Origin of the sequence: Lentzea californiensis (assembly GCF_024648825.1) — a bacterium.
GTDB classification, from domain to species: Bacteria; Actinomycetota; Actinomycetes; order Mycobacteriales; family Pseudonocardiaceae; genus Lentzea; species Lentzea californiensis.
In genome coordinates this window covers 2,017,280-2,033,549 of record NZ_JANBBE010000001.1, presented here as the reverse complement: position 1 = coordinate 2,033,549, position 16,270 = coordinate 2,017,280, and the positions used below count along the sequence as shown (strand labels likewise).

Annotated in this window: 12 protein-coding genes; 5 read left to right on the top strand and 7 right to left on the bottom strand. The window is 71.8% G+C overall.

Annotated features, from left to right (window positions below; genetic code table 11):
• The first annotated feature begins 32 nt into the window (after nt 1-32).
• From LX88_RS10460 to LX88_RS10450, 3 genes are read left to right on the top strand one after another with little or no spacing between them, the layout of a single operon-like run.
• The gene (locus LX88_RS10460; protein WP_258947514.1) at nt 33-1,505 is read left to right on the top strand and encodes a DUF2397 domain-containing protein; all 1,473 of its coding nucleotides are present in this window, start codon (nt 33-35) and stop codon (nt 1,503-1,505) included.
• Nucleotides 1,502-2,698 carry a TIGR02678 family protein gene (locus tag LX88_RS10455; RefSeq protein ID WP_258947513.1) on the top strand — a complete coding sequence of 399 codons (1,197 nt, stop codon included), beginning with the start codon at nt 1,502-1,504 and terminating at the stop codon, nt 2,696-2,698. The genes LX88_RS10460 and LX88_RS10455 overlap by 4 nt, the downstream gene beginning before the upstream one ends.
• Nucleotides 2,695-6,723, top strand: a complete 4,029-nt coding sequence (locus tag LX88_RS10450; RefSeq protein WP_258947512.1) for a TIGR02680 family protein — start codon at nt 2,695-2,697, stop codon at nt 6,721-6,723. Before LX88_RS10455 ends, LX88_RS10450 begins: the two co-directional genes overlap by 4 nt.
• Here LX88_RS10450 and LX88_RS10445 read toward each other — a convergent pair.
• Nucleotides 6,720-7,460: a maleylpyruvate isomerase family mycothiol-dependent enzyme gene (locus tag LX88_RS10445; protein ID WP_258947511.1), complete on the bottom strand. Its 741-nt coding sequence runs from the start codon at nt 7,458-7,460 to the stop codon at nt 6,720-6,722. The two genes, LX88_RS10450 and LX88_RS10445, sit on opposite strands and share 4 nt — an antisense overlap.
• Nucleotides 7,457-8,068, bottom strand: a complete 612-nt coding sequence (locus LX88_RS10440; protein ID WP_258947510.1) for a TetR/AcrR family transcriptional regulator — start codon at nt 8,066-8,068, stop codon at nt 7,457-7,459. The genes LX88_RS10445 and LX88_RS10440 overlap by 4 nt, the downstream gene beginning before the upstream one ends.
• Nucleotides 8,069-8,184: 116 nt before the next feature.
• Between LX88_RS10440 and LX88_RS10435 the strand changes: the two genes are divergently transcribed.
• Entirely contained in the window at nt 8,185-9,195 is a 1,011-nt protein-coding gene (locus LX88_RS10435) for a DUF2399 domain-containing protein (RefSeq protein ID WP_258947663.1), read from the top strand.
• Here LX88_RS10435 and LX88_RS10430 read toward each other — a convergent pair.
• Nucleotides 9,184-9,651, bottom strand: coding sequence for a MarR family winged helix-turn-helix transcriptional regulator (locus LX88_RS10430; RefSeq protein WP_258947509.1), 468 nt, complete (start codon nt 9,649-9,651; stop codon nt 9,184-9,186). The two genes, LX88_RS10435 and LX88_RS10430, sit on opposite strands and share 12 nt — an antisense overlap.
• A 56-nt stretch (nt 9,652-9,707) precedes the next feature.
• Here LX88_RS10430 and LX88_RS10425 point away from each other — a divergent pair, with 56 nt between their 5' ends.
• Nucleotides 9,708-10,916, top strand: a complete 1,209-nt coding sequence (locus tag LX88_RS10425) for an FAD-dependent monooxygenase (RefSeq protein ID WP_258947508.1) — start codon at nt 9,708-9,710, stop codon at nt 10,914-10,916.
• Nucleotides 10,917-10,941: 25 nt separating this feature from the next.
• Here the strand turns inward: LX88_RS10425 and nudC are convergent, their stop codons facing one another.
• Genes nudC through LX88_RS10405 form a run of 4 tightly spaced genes read right to left on the bottom strand, consistent with a single transcriptional unit; the run spans nt 10,942 to nt 16,198 of the window.
• On the bottom strand, nt 10,942-11,889 hold the full coding sequence (nudC, locus tag LX88_RS10420; RefSeq protein WP_258947507.1) for an NAD(+) diphosphatase: 948 nt from the start codon (nt 11,887-11,889) through the stop codon (nt 10,942-10,944).
• On the bottom strand, nt 11,886-13,274 hold the full coding sequence (locus LX88_RS10415; RefSeq protein WP_258947506.1) for a M16 family metallopeptidase: 1,389 nt from the start codon (nt 13,272-13,274) through the stop codon (nt 11,886-11,888). The genes nudC and LX88_RS10415 overlap by 4 nt, the downstream gene beginning before the upstream one ends.
• Complete coding sequence (locus LX88_RS10410; RefSeq protein WP_258947505.1) at nt 13,271-14,554, bottom strand: M16 family metallopeptidase; 1,284 nt, start codon at nt 14,552-14,554, stop codon at nt 13,271-13,273. Before LX88_RS10410 ends, LX88_RS10415 begins: the two co-directional genes overlap by 4 nt.
• A 9-nt stretch (nt 14,555-14,563) precedes the next feature.
• Nucleotides 14,564-16,198, bottom strand: coding sequence for a DUF2207 domain-containing protein (locus LX88_RS10405; RefSeq protein WP_258947504.1), 1,635 nt, complete (start codon nt 16,196-16,198; stop codon nt 14,564-14,566).
• Nucleotides 16,199-16,270: the final 72 nt, after the last annotated feature.

The following is a 16,270-nucleotide window of genomic DNA, read 5'->3' as shown; positions in this document are numbered from 1 at the left end:
TCGGGCGAGCGCGCGCATTAGGGTGGCCGGTCGTGGAGCACAAGCGGCTGAAGCTGTACGCCTATCTGGACGCGCGCGATCACCAGCGCACGTACCTGGCGATCATGCGGCTGTTCACCTCCACGCTGCTGGCGGACCTGAGCGCGGGCGAGGTCGCCGGCGCGCTGGCCGGGCAGGAGCGCGAGGGCCGCGTCGAGCAGGGCGAGAGCCGCATCGAGAACGTCATCAACCGCCTCAAGCAGCTCGTCGAGTGGGGCAACCTGGTCCAGGGGCGGCGCGAGGTCGTCGCCGCGAGCATCGCCGAGTTCCAGCACGGCAGCGTCCGCTACCAGGTCTCGAAGCTGGCCGTCCGCGTGCAGCGCGACGTCGACGAGCTGCTCAGGGTCCCCGAGGGCGCCCGCGAGGTCTCCCGCGAACTGCTGCCCGCGATCGAACGCGGCCTCAACGAGCTGGGCGGATCGCTGTCCGTCGCCCTGCTCAACGAGGGCGACCGGACCAGGGAGCTGCTGGCCGAACGCGTCACGACGCTGTTCCTGCAGCACGCCGAGCTCGCCGCGACGGTCCGCGACTTCTACGCCTACCTCGGCCAGGTCGTCACGAGGAACCACCTGGCGCCCGAGGAGATCGCGGGCTTCCGGAACCTGCTGGTCGAGTACATCCAGCGGGTCGTCGAGGACGTCCTGAAGTACACGCCCCCGATCGCGGAGGCCCTCGCCGGTTTCACGAAGGCGCGCACCGAACTCCTGCGGCTCCTCGGCACCGACCTCGGCCACAACGTCGAACGCGCCCGCGGCCGCACGCCGGAGGACTGGCAGGAGCTCACGGACTGGTTCGTCGACCGCCCCGGCCGCCCGAGCCAGGTCACGGCACTGCGCGAAGCGACGGCCCGCGCCATCGGCAGCCTGCTGGCCAGCGTGAAGCGCGCGACGTCCGGCGGCGGCCTGCTCCCAGGACGCCGCGCCGAGCTGCTCAAGCTCGCGAAGTGGTTCGACACCTCGACCAGGGAACAGGCCCACGAGATCTACGCCTCCGCGTTCGGTCTCTACAGCTCCCGGCACCTCTCCCCCGCGCCCGAGCACGACTCGGACAACGAGCGCACGCCGTGGCGCGACGGCCCGGTCTGCGACGTCACCGTGAGCGTCAGGACCCGAGGCGACCGGGGCGGGCGCGGCAGGCCGTCCCGGATCCTCGACGACCCGATGACCGAGCAGTCGCTGCTGGCGGAGGCCCGCGAGGCTGACGAGATCCGCGCGAGGCACGTCGCGGAGCTCACCAAGGCCGCCGGGAACCTGGAGAACACCACGCTCACGCACGGCGCGCTGGAGGTCTTCTGCGAGCTGCTGACGCTCGCGATGGCCCAGCGCGACTCCCCGGACGACAGCGGCTCGGCCAGCGACCCCGTGCGAGGCCTCGAACTGGAGATCGCCCGCGGCACGACGACCCGGATCAGGTCGGCCGCCGGGACGCTCACCCTGCACGACGCGACGGTGGCACTGAAGCGATGAACCACTTGGACAACCTCTCCGACATCGACGCCGCCAACGTGGTGAGGTGCGCGCGAACGTTGCTGCGCAGGCCGTTGCTGCGCAACAACGGCCCGGACGGCGAGCTGCTCAGCCTCGTCTACCGGCACCGCGCGACCCTCCAGGACCTGTTCGCGGGGCTGCTCGGCTACCGGCTGGTCGTGGAACGCCGGTTCGCGCGCCTGTACAAGTCCGGTCCCGGCCACGACGACACGCGCGGTGTGCTCAGCATGTCCCCGCGCGGCTACGCGTACCTGGCGCTGACGCTGGCCGTGCTCACCGGCATCGGCCGGCAGACGCTGCTGTCCCGCCTGGTCGCCGACATCCGTTCCGCCGCGGCGGAAGCGGGCATCGACGCGCCGGACGACGTCACCGAACGGCGTGCGCTCACCGCGGCCCTGCGCCACCTCGTGTCCCTGGGCGTGCTGCAGGAGACCGAGGGTTCGGTCGCCCAGGACGTGCTGCCCCAGGAAGCGCTGATCACGATCGACACCGACCTGCTGGGCCAGCTCGTGACGGGCCCGGTGGGCGAGGCCGAGAGCCCGGCCCACCTCGTCGAACTGGCGGCACGCCCCGGTCCGCGCGGCATCGAGCACGCGGTGCGGCGCAGACTGGTCGAGACGCCGCTGGTGCTCTACGCGGACCTGCCGGCCGAGCAGGCGGACTGGCTGCGCCGCAACCAGCGCAAGGAGACCGCGTTGCTGGAGCAGGCTTTCGGCCTGCACACCGAGTGCCGGGTCGAGGGCGTGCTCGCCGCCGACCCCGAGGACTTCCTGACCGACCTGTCGTTCCCCGGCGTCTCGACGGTCGCGCGGATCACGCTGCTGGCCCTGCCCGAACTGCTCGACGGCGAGGAGGAGGACGCGCCCGCACGGCACGTCGTCACCGCCGAACGGCTCCGCGAGGTCTGCGCAGGTCTGGTCGATGACTACCCCGCGGCGTGGTCGAAGCAGTTCACCGACGACCTCGACCGGCTGGTCGCCGAGGTGACAGAACTGTTGCGCCGCATGGGTCTGGCCGCGCGAGCCGACGACGGCTCGTGGTCGATCAGCGCGGCCGCGCACCGCTGGCTGCCGTCCCCCGACGGCGACCCGGAACGAGAACAACAACCCGAACCCGTTGTGGTGCCCGAAGTACCGAGCTGGTCCCTGTTCGACGAGGAGAACGTTTCATGAGCAGGTGGCGGCTGCACCGCGGCGGCGTGGTCAACATCTGGCAGTACACCGAGCAGACGTTCGACTTCTCCGGTGGCCGCGCGATCTTCCAGGGCACCAACGGGTCCGGCAAGTCCCGGACGCTGGAGCTGCTGCTCCCGCTGTGCCTGGACGGCGACCTGCGCCAGGTCGGCTCGAAGGGCTTCGACACGGTCAGCCTGCGGCGCCTCATGCTGGACGACTACGACGGCGGCCCGAACCGCATCGGGTACACGTGGGTCGAGCTGATCCGCGAGGCCGCCGACCACTCCGGCAACGAGTACCTGACGTGCGGCCTGGGCGTGAAGGCGTCGAAGACCTCGCAGGCCATCACGGACTCGTGGCGCTTCGTCACGCCCCTGCGCGTCGGCACGGAACTGCAGCTCGCGGGCGCCGAGCGCGTTCCGCACGGCCCGGCGCAGCTGCGGGACCTCATCGGCGCGGACTGCATGTTCGAGGAGCCGGCGTTCCGGGCGAAGATCGCCGAGACCGTCTACGGCGTGCCGGCGGCGCGGTACGGCGACCTGCTGCACCTGCAGCGGACGCTGCGCAACCCGGACGTCGGCCTGAAGGTGCTGGAGGGCCAGCTCGAACAGATCCTGAGCGACGCCCTGCCGCCGCTGGACCAGGCGATGGTCGAGCAGCTCGCGACGTCGTTCGACGACCTGGAGTCGATCCGCGAGAACATCGTGCGACTGTCCTCGGCGGACAGTGCGCTCGGCACGTTCCTCAAGACCTACAGCGACTACGCGTTCGGCGGGCTGCGGTCGGCGGCCGAACGGCTGGAGGCCGCTGAGAAGTCGGTGGCCAAGCTACGGCGCGAGCAGTCGAAGCTCACGCAGGAGCTGGACCTCACGCGGATGGAGCGGGCGGCGGCCGAGCAGGCGCTGACCGACATGGAGACCGGCGAGCAGCAGGCCGAGGAGACCATCGCGGCGCTGAAGGAACTGCCGGCGTTCCGCGACCTGCAGGACCTGAAGACGCGCGAGAACCTGGTGGCGGAGAAGCGTTCCTCCGCCGTCGCCGCCCTGGAGACCGCCCACCGCCAGCGCGCCCAGGAGGAGGCGGCCGTCGACAACGTGCTGCGCCTGCTGCGCCGCCTCGCGGAGGACCTCCAGGCCGCCGACGCGCTGAGCGAGCCGTTGCGCGAGAACCTGCGCCTCGCGGGCATGGACCCGGACCTCGCGCCGGACGTGCCGCAGGTCCCGGCCGCCGAGGCGACCGTGACCACGGCTTCGGTGCGGGCCAAGCCAGACCCGGAGGCAGGGCCGCTGCCGATCGAACGCCGCGTGCCCCCGGCCGCCGCGACCGAGGACGTGCTGGCCGCGCTGACGTCGGTGGTCGGCCAGACTTCGGGCATCGCTTCCCTGGCACGCCAACGGGGTGCGCTCGCCCTGGCACTGCACGAGCAGGCACTCGCCCTCGACTCGCAGCAGCGCGAGGTGGAGTCGTTGCGGCAGAAGGCCCGCGACGCGCAGCTCGGCGCGACCGAGTCGACCTCGTTGCGCAACCAGGAGGTGCAGGAGCTGGCCGAGGTCGTGCAGGCCTGGCTGGAGCAGGTCGAGGTGTGGACGTCGAGCGGCCCGTTGCTCGACGAACGCCCCGCCGAGGCCCTGAAGCTGCCGCGGACCGCCGATCCGGCCGCCGCGAGGACGCTGAGCACGACCGCCCGCGAGTGGGCGGCACCGCTCGTGCAGGCGGCTCGCGACGCCGCGCACGCGTTCACGCAGCAGCGCACCGAACTGCGGGCGAGGCTCGACACGCTCGACGGGGAGCTCGTCGGCCTGCGTTCGGGCGACGAGCGCGTGCCGGTGCCCGGCCAGTACACCTCGGCGGACCGCGATCCCGCCGCCGGAGCGCCCTTCTACCGGCTCGTCGACTTCGTGCCGTCGCTGACCGACGACGAACGGGCAGGGCTGGAGGCGGCGTTGCAGGCGAGTGGCCTGCTGGACGCCTGGGTGACCCCGGCCGACGCCGACCTGAGCGACGTCCTGGCCGTTCCGCGGCCCGCCGTCGACGGCCGTTCCCTGGCCGACTACCTCGTGCCGGCCGTCGAGGGCTCGCCGGTGCCGGAGTCCTTCGTCGCCGACCTGCTCAAAGCGGTGTCGCTGGACGACATGACCACCACCGGCGACTGGCGCACGGGCGTGCTGACCGGCCGCTGGACCAAGCCCGAGGCCGAGTTCATCGGCGCGGGCGCGCGGGAGGCCGCCCGTGGCCGCCGCATCGCCGCCCTGGAGGAGGAGCTCGCCGATCTGCGCGACCGGCTCGGCACCGCCGAGGACGAGCTGGCCCGCGCCCACGAGCACGTCGCCACCTGGGAGGCGCACCTCGCGGCGTTCCCCGGCGACGGCGAGCTGATCGCGAAGCACAGCCGCGTCCAGGCCGCCGAGGAGTCGGCCGCACGGGCCCAGCAGCGCACGTTCGAACTGCGGGAAGCCCTGGAGAACGCCCACTCCCGGCTCGAAGCGGCCCGCGGTGAGCTGACCCGGCAGGCGGGCGACGCCGACCTGTCGTCCGGCACCGAGGCGCTGCGCCAGGCCCAGGCCGCGGCCGCGGAGGCCCAGCGAACCGCGGACCTGCTCGGTGACGCGGTGAAGAGGCGTTGCCAGGGCACGATCTCCGACCTCACCGACGCCTCGCACCGCTACCACGAGGCCGTCGCCGACCGGCAGGCCGCGGAGGCCGACGCCGACAGCCGCTGCGTCGACCACGCCGCCCAGGCGGGAACGCTGGCCGAGCTGACCGACGCCGTCGGCGGTGAGGCCAAGGAGATCAGCGAGCAGCTCACGCAGCTCGAGAAGTCGCGCAAGAAGATGCGCACGGACCTCAAGGGCGTGCGCGAGGGCATCACGACCGCGCGCGAGCAGGCCGCGAAGCTGGAAGCGTTGCTGGAGAACAACACCGCGCAGGTCGTCGACGCCTCCGAGGCGCTCGAACGGGCCGCGGGCAACTTCCGCGCGACCGTCCGCGCTCCCGGTCTGCTGGCCGCCGCCTTCCCCGAGGCACCCGAGGAAGCCCTGGTGCGCCAGGCCATCGCCGAGACCCCGGACCGGCGGGGCGGCACCGAGGCGACCGTGATCGCGAAGCTGCAGGCGTTGCAGACCTCACTGGCCGGCAGCCACGACATCGCCGCCGAACAGCACGCCGGTCTGCTCACCGTCACCGTGACCGGCGAGGAGGGCGCGAAGCCCGTCGCCGTCGCCGCCCGCCAGGTCACCACGAAGCTGGCCGAGCAGCGCGGGTTCCTCGACGAGCGGTACCAGGGCATCTTCGCCGACTACCTGATCCGCGACCTGGCCGAGTGGCTGCGCAACCAGATCACCGTCGCCGAGGACCTGACCAAGCGCATGAACGAGGTGCTCGGCCAGGCCCGCTCCAGCCAGGGCGTGCACGTCAAGCTGGCCTGGAAGTCGTCCGGCGCCCTCGACGACGCGACGCGGCAAGCGCTTGCGCTGGTGCGGCTGCCGTTCGGCGAACGCACCCCCGAGCAGGACGCCACGCTGCGCCGCGTCTTCACCGAACGCATCGAGAACGAGCGCGACACGCACTCCGGCGGCTACGCCGAGATCCTGTCGCGCGCCCTCGACTACCGCACGTGGCACCAGTTCACGGTGACCGTCGCCGACACGGGCCCGGACGGCAACCCGCGCGAACGCCGTCTCCGGCAGCTCTCGTCCGGTGAGACCCGCCTGATCTCGTACGTGACGCTGTTCGCGGCCGCCGCGAGCTTCTACGACGCGGTCAGCGACGAGTTCGACCCGCTGCGCCTGGTGCTGCTCGACGAGGCCTTCGAACGCCTCGACGACCCGACCATCGCGCGCATGCTGGGCCTGCTGGTCGACCTCGACATGGACTGGGTGATCACCTGGCCGAGCGGCTGGGGCGTGTCGGACAAGATCCCGCGCATGCACATCTTCGACGTGCTGCGCCCCAAGAACGGCCGGGGCGTCGCGTGCACGCAGACGACGTGGGACGGTGCGGCCCTGGACCGGGTCGATCCCTAGAACGGCACCTCGGTGTCCAGCGGGGCGGTCCCGCGGCCGCAGAGCGCCCGGCAGAACTCGACGGCGTCGAGCTCCAGGACCGGACCGCCCTCGCCCCAGGTGCCGCCGGCGGGCCCGGTCAGCCGCAACCTGACCGGGCTGCCCAGTCGCTCGAGCCACTCCCGCACCACGTCGTCGACCAGCACACCGTCGTGCTCGGCCGTCAGCACCATCGGGGCTCCGGTCGCGAGCGCGATGTCGGACCGGTGCATCCACGGGTCGCGGGTCATGATCACGTCGTTGAGGAAGCCGAGCGTCCACGCCTCGTCGCGGCCGTTGACCCGCTGGCTGCCGGGCATCTTCCGTCCGCGCACGAACCGCGGCACCCGGCGCCGTCCCTTGACCGCGCGCGGTGCCACCTCGGCGAAGCGGGCCACGACGGCGGCGGGTGTCATGGCGGCGCGCTCCTCGACCTGCACCGCCGTCAGGTCGTCGATGAACACACCGCCACGGGCCTGGGCGGCCTTGGCCTGCCGCACGCCCTCGATCATCGACGCCGACATCTCGGCCATGCCGAGCACGTGCGTGGCCATCGCGCGGACGTCCCACGACGGGCAGTCCGTCGGCTTGTCCCAGTCCTGCGGCGCGAGCCCGGCGAGCAGTGCGGTGACGCGGTCGTACTCGGTGGCCGCGAGCCGCATCGCGGTCTCCCGGTCGAGCGCCGGCGGACGGGGTCTGGCGGCAAGGGCAGCGGTCATCTCAAGCTCCTCAGGGACGGTCCGGGCAGGCCGACTTCGTCGGCGAACATGTCGATCACACGGGGCAGCTGCCGCAGCCAGCGGTCGCCACCGGGCTCGTTGGCGAGCTGCCGGTCGAGCAGGCCACCGCACAGCGCCAGGAACAGGTCCACGTCGGCACCATCGGTGACGCCGAGCCCGCGCATGATGTCGTGCAGCAGGCCGATGACCTCGACGGACGGCGCGTAGGCGGCGTCCGACGGCGTGAAGCCGGGGATGGCGTGCTGGTTCAGCAGCTGGTAGCGGGCGGTGTCGGCGAGCGAGAACGCGAAGAAGCGCTCGGCGATCGCCAGCACGGCCTCCCGCGGCGCCGTCGGCAGGCGGTGCTCCCTCATCTCGGCGAGGTAGAGCGTCCAGCCCTGCCCGAACATCGCGTCGTAGATGGCGTTCTTCGAGTCGAAGTGCGAGTACAGCGACGGCGATCGCATGCCGATCATGGCCGCGACCTCGCGCAACGTGACCGCACCCAGCCCGTCGCGTCGCGCGATCTCCCACGCGGCGTCGACGATCTCCCGCCTGGTCGCCTCACGCCGTTCGGCTTGCCTATCACGATTAGGCAGAACGCTCATGGTTAGGAAGAGTCCGCTTCGGGACTCCCGCTGTCAAGGCCCGTCGCGACGGCGTCCGGATGTCGTCGCGGTCGTTCAGGCTCTGCTCACCGGGTTACTAGGGTGGTGCCGTGAACATGGACCAGCCCGAGCTGCGGGAGTTCTGGCGTCTCGCCCGCGAGACGATGGAGGGCGGCGGCCGGTCGGCGTTCAGCTTCCGCGTCGAGGACGCGAGCACCGCCACCGCCCTGGGTGAACTCCTGCGCAAGCCGATCGCCCACCCCGCCCGCCGGCAGATCTCGCTGGCGCGGCTGGACGAACACGTTCGCGCGCACGGGAGTTCGTTGCCCGAGGTGCTGGAATCGGTGCACGGCAAGCCAGTCGGCATGGCGACGGCGCAGGAGGCCTCGACCGCGGACGCCGTGCTGAAGTTCGCGTTGCGGGAGCACGGTCTGCTGTCGCGTCCGTGGGCCGCCGAGTGGATCGAGCACGTCCGCAGGTACGGCAAGATCCCGCAGCCCGCGTTGCCGATGATCGCGAACCAGGCCGCGGCGATCCTCGCGAGGCTCAGTCCCGAACCGCGGCAGTGGACCACGCGGTTCGCCTTGGCGGGCAACGACTTGGACGACGGCCGTCCGTTGGCCCGCATCGTAGGCACGGCCCTGCGGCTCGCCGGCACCGACTGGGAACGCGTGGGCGTGCTGCCCGACGCCTACAGCGGCCCGGTGCTCACCTCACAGGGTTACCTGACGCTCAACGACACCCTCGACACCCTCGAGATCACCGTCGTCCGGTCACCGCGCCTGCTGGAATCCGGTGTGCCCGGACCGTTGATGGTGCTCCCGGACGGCCTGACGCCCCAGGCGAAGCACCACCTCGACGGCAGGACCGTCCGGTGCCACCACGACTTCACGCCCGACGGCATCCGCGTCGCCAACGAGATCCTCGCCTGGACGGGCGGAACCGCGTGGCGGATGTCGGCGGCCGACTACCGCGAGGCCGTCGCCACGCTGATCGCCCGCGGTGTCGAACTGCCGACGCTGAACAGCCGTCCGGAGACCGCGAGCTGGGACCCCGATCTCGCCGAGACCATGGCCACGACCGGCTTGATGGTCACCGAGGAGCACGTGCTGCCGTCACTCCTCTGACGGCGCGAACCGCTTCACGTCCCACCGGCCGTGCCCCTCCATCAGCTTGCGCCCGATCCGTCGCAGGTCGGCGAGGTCGCGTTCGCTCAGCAACCCCGTGAACTCCTCGGTCAGCGATGCCCGGTACACCCGCGCCGTCGTCCCCACGCAGGCCTCCTCGCCCTCGGGCGTGAGCACGGCGATGACCAGCCGCCGGTTGTCCGCGGGCTGCTCCCGGACCACCCAGCCGCGCTGGACCAGCCGTTCGACCAGCCGCGTGACGCCGGACGGGCTGACGTCGAGCAGTTCGACGAGCTCGGACATCTGCAGCCGTCCGCCGTTGTGGTGCAGCTGGTAGAGCGCCACGTGTTCCAGCAGCGAACACCCGGCGCCGGCCTCCATGCGCCGCCCGATCGCGGCCTTCACGGCGTCCACGCCCTGCTGCACGTACAGCCACGAGTAGATCGGCTCAGTCACCACCGCATCCTAAAACAAGTTTGACCACGCGACATTTTCACGATCAAATGTTGAGCATGAAAACCTGTGGAGACGTCACGATCGTCGGTGCGGGCCCGGTGGGCCTCCTGCTGGCAGGCGAGCTCGCCCTCCAAGGCGTCCGCACCACCGTGCTGGAACGCCACACCACTCAGTCCGGCACCATCAAGGCCCACATGATCAGCGGCCGGACTTACGAGATGCTCGCGATGCGCGGCCTCGCCCCTGCCGTCGACGCCGCGAGCGAGGAGGAGGCCGCCCGCCTCGCGTGGCCGGTCCGCCGCTCCACCGGTCACTTCGCCGGACTGTTCAAACTGGACGGTCTGCCACTCGTGATGCTGTCCCAGCAGGCACTGGAGCGCATTCTCGAGGACCGTGCCCGTGATCTGGGCGTGTACATCCGCCGCGGCGTCGAGGTGACCGGCCTGGACCTGGACTCGGAGTACGTGATCGGCTGCGACGGCGGCCGCAGCACCGTCCGCGGGCTCGCCGGCTTCGACTTCCCCGGCACCGGCCCGACCCTGACCGGCTACCAGGCGATCGCCGACGTCGACGGCGACCTCCCGAACGGCTGGCACCGCACCCCGACCGGCGTCCATGCCTTCGGGCCGCTCAAAGGCCGCATCATGCTCATCGAGTACGACGGCCCGCCCGCGACCCGCGAGGTGACCCGCGAACCCCTGGAAGCGGCGCTACGCCGGGTGAGCGGCCTCGACGTCCGGATCACGGCCGTCCACACCGCCACCACCTGGACCGACAACACCCGCCAGGCCACCACCTACCGCCGTGGCAACGTCCTGCTGGCGGGTGACGCCGCCCACGTCCACTCGCCGTTCGGCGGCCAGGGCCTCAACCTGGGCCTCCAGGACGCCTTCAACCTGGGCTGGAAACTGGCCACCGACGACTCGGCCCTCATCGACACCTACACCACCGAACGCCATCCGGTCGGCGAACGGGTCCTGCGCAACACCATGGCCCAGGTGGCGCTGACCCGGCCGGACCCGCGGTCCCGCGAACTCCACGCACTCGTCGGCGACCTGCTCGACCTCCCCGAGGTCAAGACCCGGATCTCCGCGATGGTCCAGGGCACCGACGTCCGCTACGAGACGGGCTGCGACCACCCGCTGGCGGGCACGTTCCTGCCCGGCCTGGACCTGGCCGACGGCAAGGGAACCACCACCGTGCTGGACGGCGCCGAAGCCACCGTCCGCCCGGACGGCCACATCTCCTGGATCGGCCCCCGATGAGGACCACCGTCACCGCGCGACGAACCTAGACCGCTCCCGACCAGCTCTGCAGCATCCGGAACGCGATCGACGCACCACCGGCGAGCCCGAGGCCGGGAACGCTGCCCGGTTCCTCGATCGCCTTGCGGACGTCGGCGCGCGACACCCACATGGCCTCGGCGATCTCACCCTCGGCGAGCCGCAACGGCTCGGCGGGGTCGGCCACGGCCTCGAACCCGATCATCAACGAGCGCGGGAACGGCCAGGGCTGGGACCCGAGGTACCGGATGTCCCGCACCGAGACGCCGACCTCCTCGGCGACCTCCCGCGCCACGCAGGCTTCCAGTGACTCGCCGGCCTCGACGAACCCGGCGAGCACGGAGAAACGGCCCTCCGGCCACTCCGGTCCGCGAGCGACGAGGACCTGGTCGGCGCCGTCGTGCACGAGGCAGATCACCGCCGAGTCGGTGCGCGGGTACTCCTCCCGGCCGCAGCCGGAACAGACCGACGCCCAGCCGGACTTCTCCAGCACCGTCCTGGCCCCGCACTTGGCGCAGTACTTGCCGAGCCGGTGCCACTGGAACAACGCGGCGGCCGTCGTGAACAGCCCGGCCGACATGTCGTCGAGCGTCGCACCGGCCTGCCGCAGGTCGAGCCACTGCGGCTCGTCCGTGAGCTCCGGCGGACCCCAGGCACGGCTGGCCGGCACCACCTCGCCGTCCTCGGCGGGCATCAGCACGGCGAACCAGGCCACGCCGTCCTGCTCACCGAGCAGGACGGCGTTCACGGGCGGCAGGTCACCGAACTCCAGGGCCGGCCGGTCGGCCAGCCTCGTGCCGCGATCGGCGACCAGCGTGCGGCCGCGCGTGTCCACGACGATCATCCGGGCCTTGGGCCAGAGCGCGGCGAGCTTCTCGTCGTCGCCGCGCAACAGCTCGCACCGGTCGACCGCGAAGCGCGACAGCGCGGGCAGACCGACTAGTTCGAAACTCACTGGAGCGAGACCCCGCCCAACGCGGCCAGCTTCGGCTTGAGCGTCTCGGCGTCACCGACGAGCACGCCGGTGAAGTTGCCGGGGGCGAAGAACTCCAGCGCGGCCGCGGCCACCTGCTCCGGCGTGACGGCCGCGAGGCGCTGCGGGTGCGCCACCAGCCAGTCGAGGCCGAGGCCGAGCGCGACGAGGTTCACCAGGAACGACGCCAGGCCGCCCTGCGAGGACGTGCTGGTGAGCAGCGTGCCCACGGCGTAGCTGCGCGCGGTGTCCACTTCGGACTCCGACGGCGGCACGAGGCCGAGGCGCGCCAGTTCGTAGCGGGTCTCCAGCAGCGCCGCCGCCGTCACGTCCGAGGCCGTGTCGGCGTCGATCAGCAACGTCGCGCCGTGCACGGTGAACTCGGGGTGCGACCGGGCGCTGTAGGTGTAGCCCTTGTCCTCGCGGATGTTCTCGACCAGGCGCGAGGAGAAGAACCCGCCGTAGACCAGGTTCGCGAGCTGCAGCGCCGGGTAGCGCTCGTCGGTGCGCGGGATCGCCTGCGCCGCAAGGCGGATCTGCGACTGCACGGCACCGGCGCGGTGCACGAGCACCAGGTCACCGCCGGACACCTTCGGCAGCGGCGGCAGCTGGACGGCCTCGCCGTCGCCCTGCCACGCGCCCAGCGCGTCGCCGATCTGGGCCACGGCGTCGGCCGGCTCGACGTCGCCGACGACGACGATGACCGAGCCGCGCGGCAGCAGGGCCTTGTGGTGCAACGCCACCACGGCGTCGCGGGTGACGGCGGCGACCTCGTCGGCCTCCGGCATCTCCTTCGCGTACGGGTGGTCGCCGTACAGGACCCTCTGCAACGCCTCACGCGCGATGACGCTCGGCTGCGAGCGGGCGATCGTGATGCGCTCGACCAGGCGGGCGCCCTCGCGCTCCAGCTCCTCGGCCGGGTAGGAGGCGCCCGTCAGGACGTCGGCCAGCACCTCCAGCACCGTGCCGAGGCCCGAGGCCAGTGCGTTGCCGGTGAAGCTCAGCCGCTCCGGGTCGACCATGGCGTCGAGCTCGCCGCCGACCAGCGCCAGTTCGGTGTCGATCTGCACGCGCGAACGCTTCTCGGTGCCGGTCAGCACGGTGTTCGCGAGGATCTCGGCCACCGCGGCGTGGTGGGAGCCGACGCTGCTGCCGGCCGGGTCCGCGAACGGGACGCGCAACCGCAGCTCGACCATCGGCACCGTGGCGCGGCGCACCGCGATGACGCGCAGGCCGTTGGGCAGCGTGGTGTCCACAGTAGACAGCTCGGCGGCCACCTTCTGCGATCCCAGCTCCGGCAGCGGACGGGGACCGGCCTCGGTACGGCCGATCTCGTCTGCCGGGCGATGGGTCTTGGCGGCGGTCACTGAGCTCCTCCGGTGGGCTTGACGAACAGAAGGGCGCGGGAGTCGGGACGCAGCGCCTTGGCCGCGGCCGACACCTCGTCGACGGTCACAGACGCGATCCGACGGGGGAGTTCGTAGATCAGCTCGGCGCGGCCGAACAGCAGTTCCGCGGAGCCGAGGCCCAGCGTGCGGTTCGTGAGCCGGTCGTGCTCCTTGTGCATGGTCGACGCCCAGCGGGCGGTGACCTTCGCGAGCTCCTCGGCCGACGGCGGCTCCTGCGCGAGCTTCTGCAGTTCCTCGTCGATGGCCGCGACGACCTGGTCGGCGGAGACCTCGGCGGCGTGGATCGCGGTGATGCTGAACGTGTCCGGGTCGCGGGCCTCGAGCGGGCCGAACAGGCCGCAGCCGGCGTTCAGGTCGATCACGATGCCCTCTTGGTGCACCAGGCGCTGCTGCAGGCGCGAGCCGTCGCCGTCCGCCAGCACGCCGGCGAGGACGAGGTAGGAGAGGTAGCCGTCGATGTCGGTGACCGGGTCGGGCACGCGGTAACCGATCGCGATCGCGGGCAGCGGGGCCAGCGCGTCGCCGTGCTCGTGCCGCACCTCGCCCTGCGGGGCGGGCTCGGCGAACGAGGGGCGCTCCGGGCGCGGCCGCGCGGGCACGTCGCCGAAGTGCTTCTCCACCAACGTCTTCGTGGTCTCGACGTCGAGGTCGCCCGCCACCGTCAGCACCGCGTTCGCCGGGCTGTAGTAGGTGTCGAAGAACTCCGCGCAGTTGTCGACCGTCGCGCTCTCCAGGTCGACGAAGTCGCCGTAGCCGTTGTGCGCGTTGGCGAACGTCTTGAACAGCACCGCGGGCAGGAGGATCCAGGGGAACCCGCCGTACGGGCGGTTCAGCACGTTGAGCCGGATCTCCTCCTTCACCACGTCGATCTGGTTGCGGAGGTTCTCCTCGGTGAGCTTCGGCGCGCGCATGCGGTCCGCCTCGAGGAACAGCGCCCGCTCCAGGGCCGCGGACGGCAGCACCTGGTAGTAGTCGGTGTAGTCGGGGTGCGTGGACCCGTTGAACGTGCCGCCCGACGACTGCACGTGCCGGAAGTGGGCGAGCTTCTCCAGGCTTTCGCTGCCCTGGAACATCAGGTGCTCGAACAGGTGCGCGAACCCGGTGCGCCCCTCCGGCTCGGAACGGAAGCCGACGTCGTAGTGCACGCTGACGCCGACGACCGGTGCGGAGGCGTCGGGGGCGAGCACCACCCGCAGGCCGTTGGGCAACGTGAACCTGTGCAGTTCGGGTGAGGCCATGGAGCAAGACTACGGGTTCGGCGTCCGGAGCGATCGCAGGTGGCCCGCCTGGGCGAGCACGCCGTCGAGAGCCCCGAGGAACGCCGGAAAGCTGCGCCGGAAGTCCGACCCGGTTCCCGAGTTGCCGTACCAGTAGAGGTCCTGCTGGCCGAACGTGCCGATCCACCGCTCGGTCTCGCCGAGCACCACCGCGTACGGCAGGGACCGGGAGAACACGAGCTCGCGGTCGGCCTCGGGAACGTCGTCCGGCGTCACCCCGGCGAGGTAGCCGCGCAGGCCGCGGACGTGCTCCAGCAACTCGCTGCCGCGCTTGGTGCGGGCCGGCATCGACCGGGCGCCGAACGCCAGCGCGACACCGCCGACGGCCACGACGAGTCCGAACAGGGCGTTGCCGACCGTGAGCGCGAGCACGACCGTGGCGGCCACGCCGAGCACCGCGATCACGATTCCAGCCCACCAGAACAGGTTCCGCTCGGCGTCCGGGCGGCGCACGAACCAGCGCTTCTCCACGACGTCGGAGTAGAGGCGGTCGCGCACGAGCGCGAGGTCGATCTGCCGGCCGCGCAGCTCGGACACGCTCACCGCGTCCGCGCCCTGGGGCAGCAGCGCCTCGCAGACCGCCTTCTCGTAGCCGGACAGCGAGTCGTCCACCGGGTTGCGGCGCACGATCTGCCAGTCGTGGTTCTCCGTCTCCGTGATCCACAGGTAGTTGCGCACGGCGAGGTCGATCACCGTGGCGGTCACGTCGACGACGTCCACGTGCTCGTCGACCACGGTGCCGACCTGACCGGGCAGCACGCCGTCCGGGGAGGCGAAGGCGACCCTGTTGTCCTGGTCGCGGACCAGCACGGAGACCGCGCCGACCTCGCTCGCGAGCGCCGCCGCGTCCCGGCCGCGCAGGTACCAGAGCAGCGCGACACCGCCGAGCAGCAGCACCAGCAGCCCGCCGAGCGCGGCACCGCTGGCCGGCGTGAGCGCGAACGCGGCCGCGAGACCGGACTGCTCGACCACGACGGCGTTCGGGGGCACGACCCCGGCGGACAGTCCGATCGCGACGTCCACGCGTTCGCCGGCGCCGAGCTTGATCTCCTGCGCGCGCACGCCCTTGCCGTCCGCGAGGTCCGCGCTCGTGCACGGCTGCGACGAACCGACCGGGCCCGCGAGGCAGTTGACCGACGTCGGGGAGTCGGGTGCGGAGAAGGAGACGGCGACCTTGTCCAGTTCGGTGTCCCAGCCGCCCGCGACCTGCCAGCGGACCTCCAGCGCGTCACCGACGGGGGCGACGGCGCCGGCGACCGTGTAGGTCAGCGTGGACTGGCCGCCCTCGAGCGTGACGGAGAAACTGTCGTCGTCGGTGGAGGTGCTGCCCTTGCCCTCGACCTTCGCGTCGGTGACCCGGTACTGGCGCTCCAGGTCGTCGCCCGCCGCGAGTCGCAAGGGGACGGTGCGCTTGACGGTCTTGCCTTCGGGCACCTGGACGGTCTCGGTGACGGAGAGCCGGGCGTCGCGCTCCAGCTTCATCCGCACCTCGGTGCTGACGGTGCCGGGAAGCGGCTGCGCGAGCGCGCCGGCCGCCGTCCCGAAAGACGTGACGGACGTCAGCGCTACGGCGACGAAGATCGCCGCACCCCAGTTCTTCGACACGGCTGCGGACAATAGCGGAGTCCTCATATGCTCCGGCGGACTTTCGAACAGACGCCATCTGGGGGATTTCCG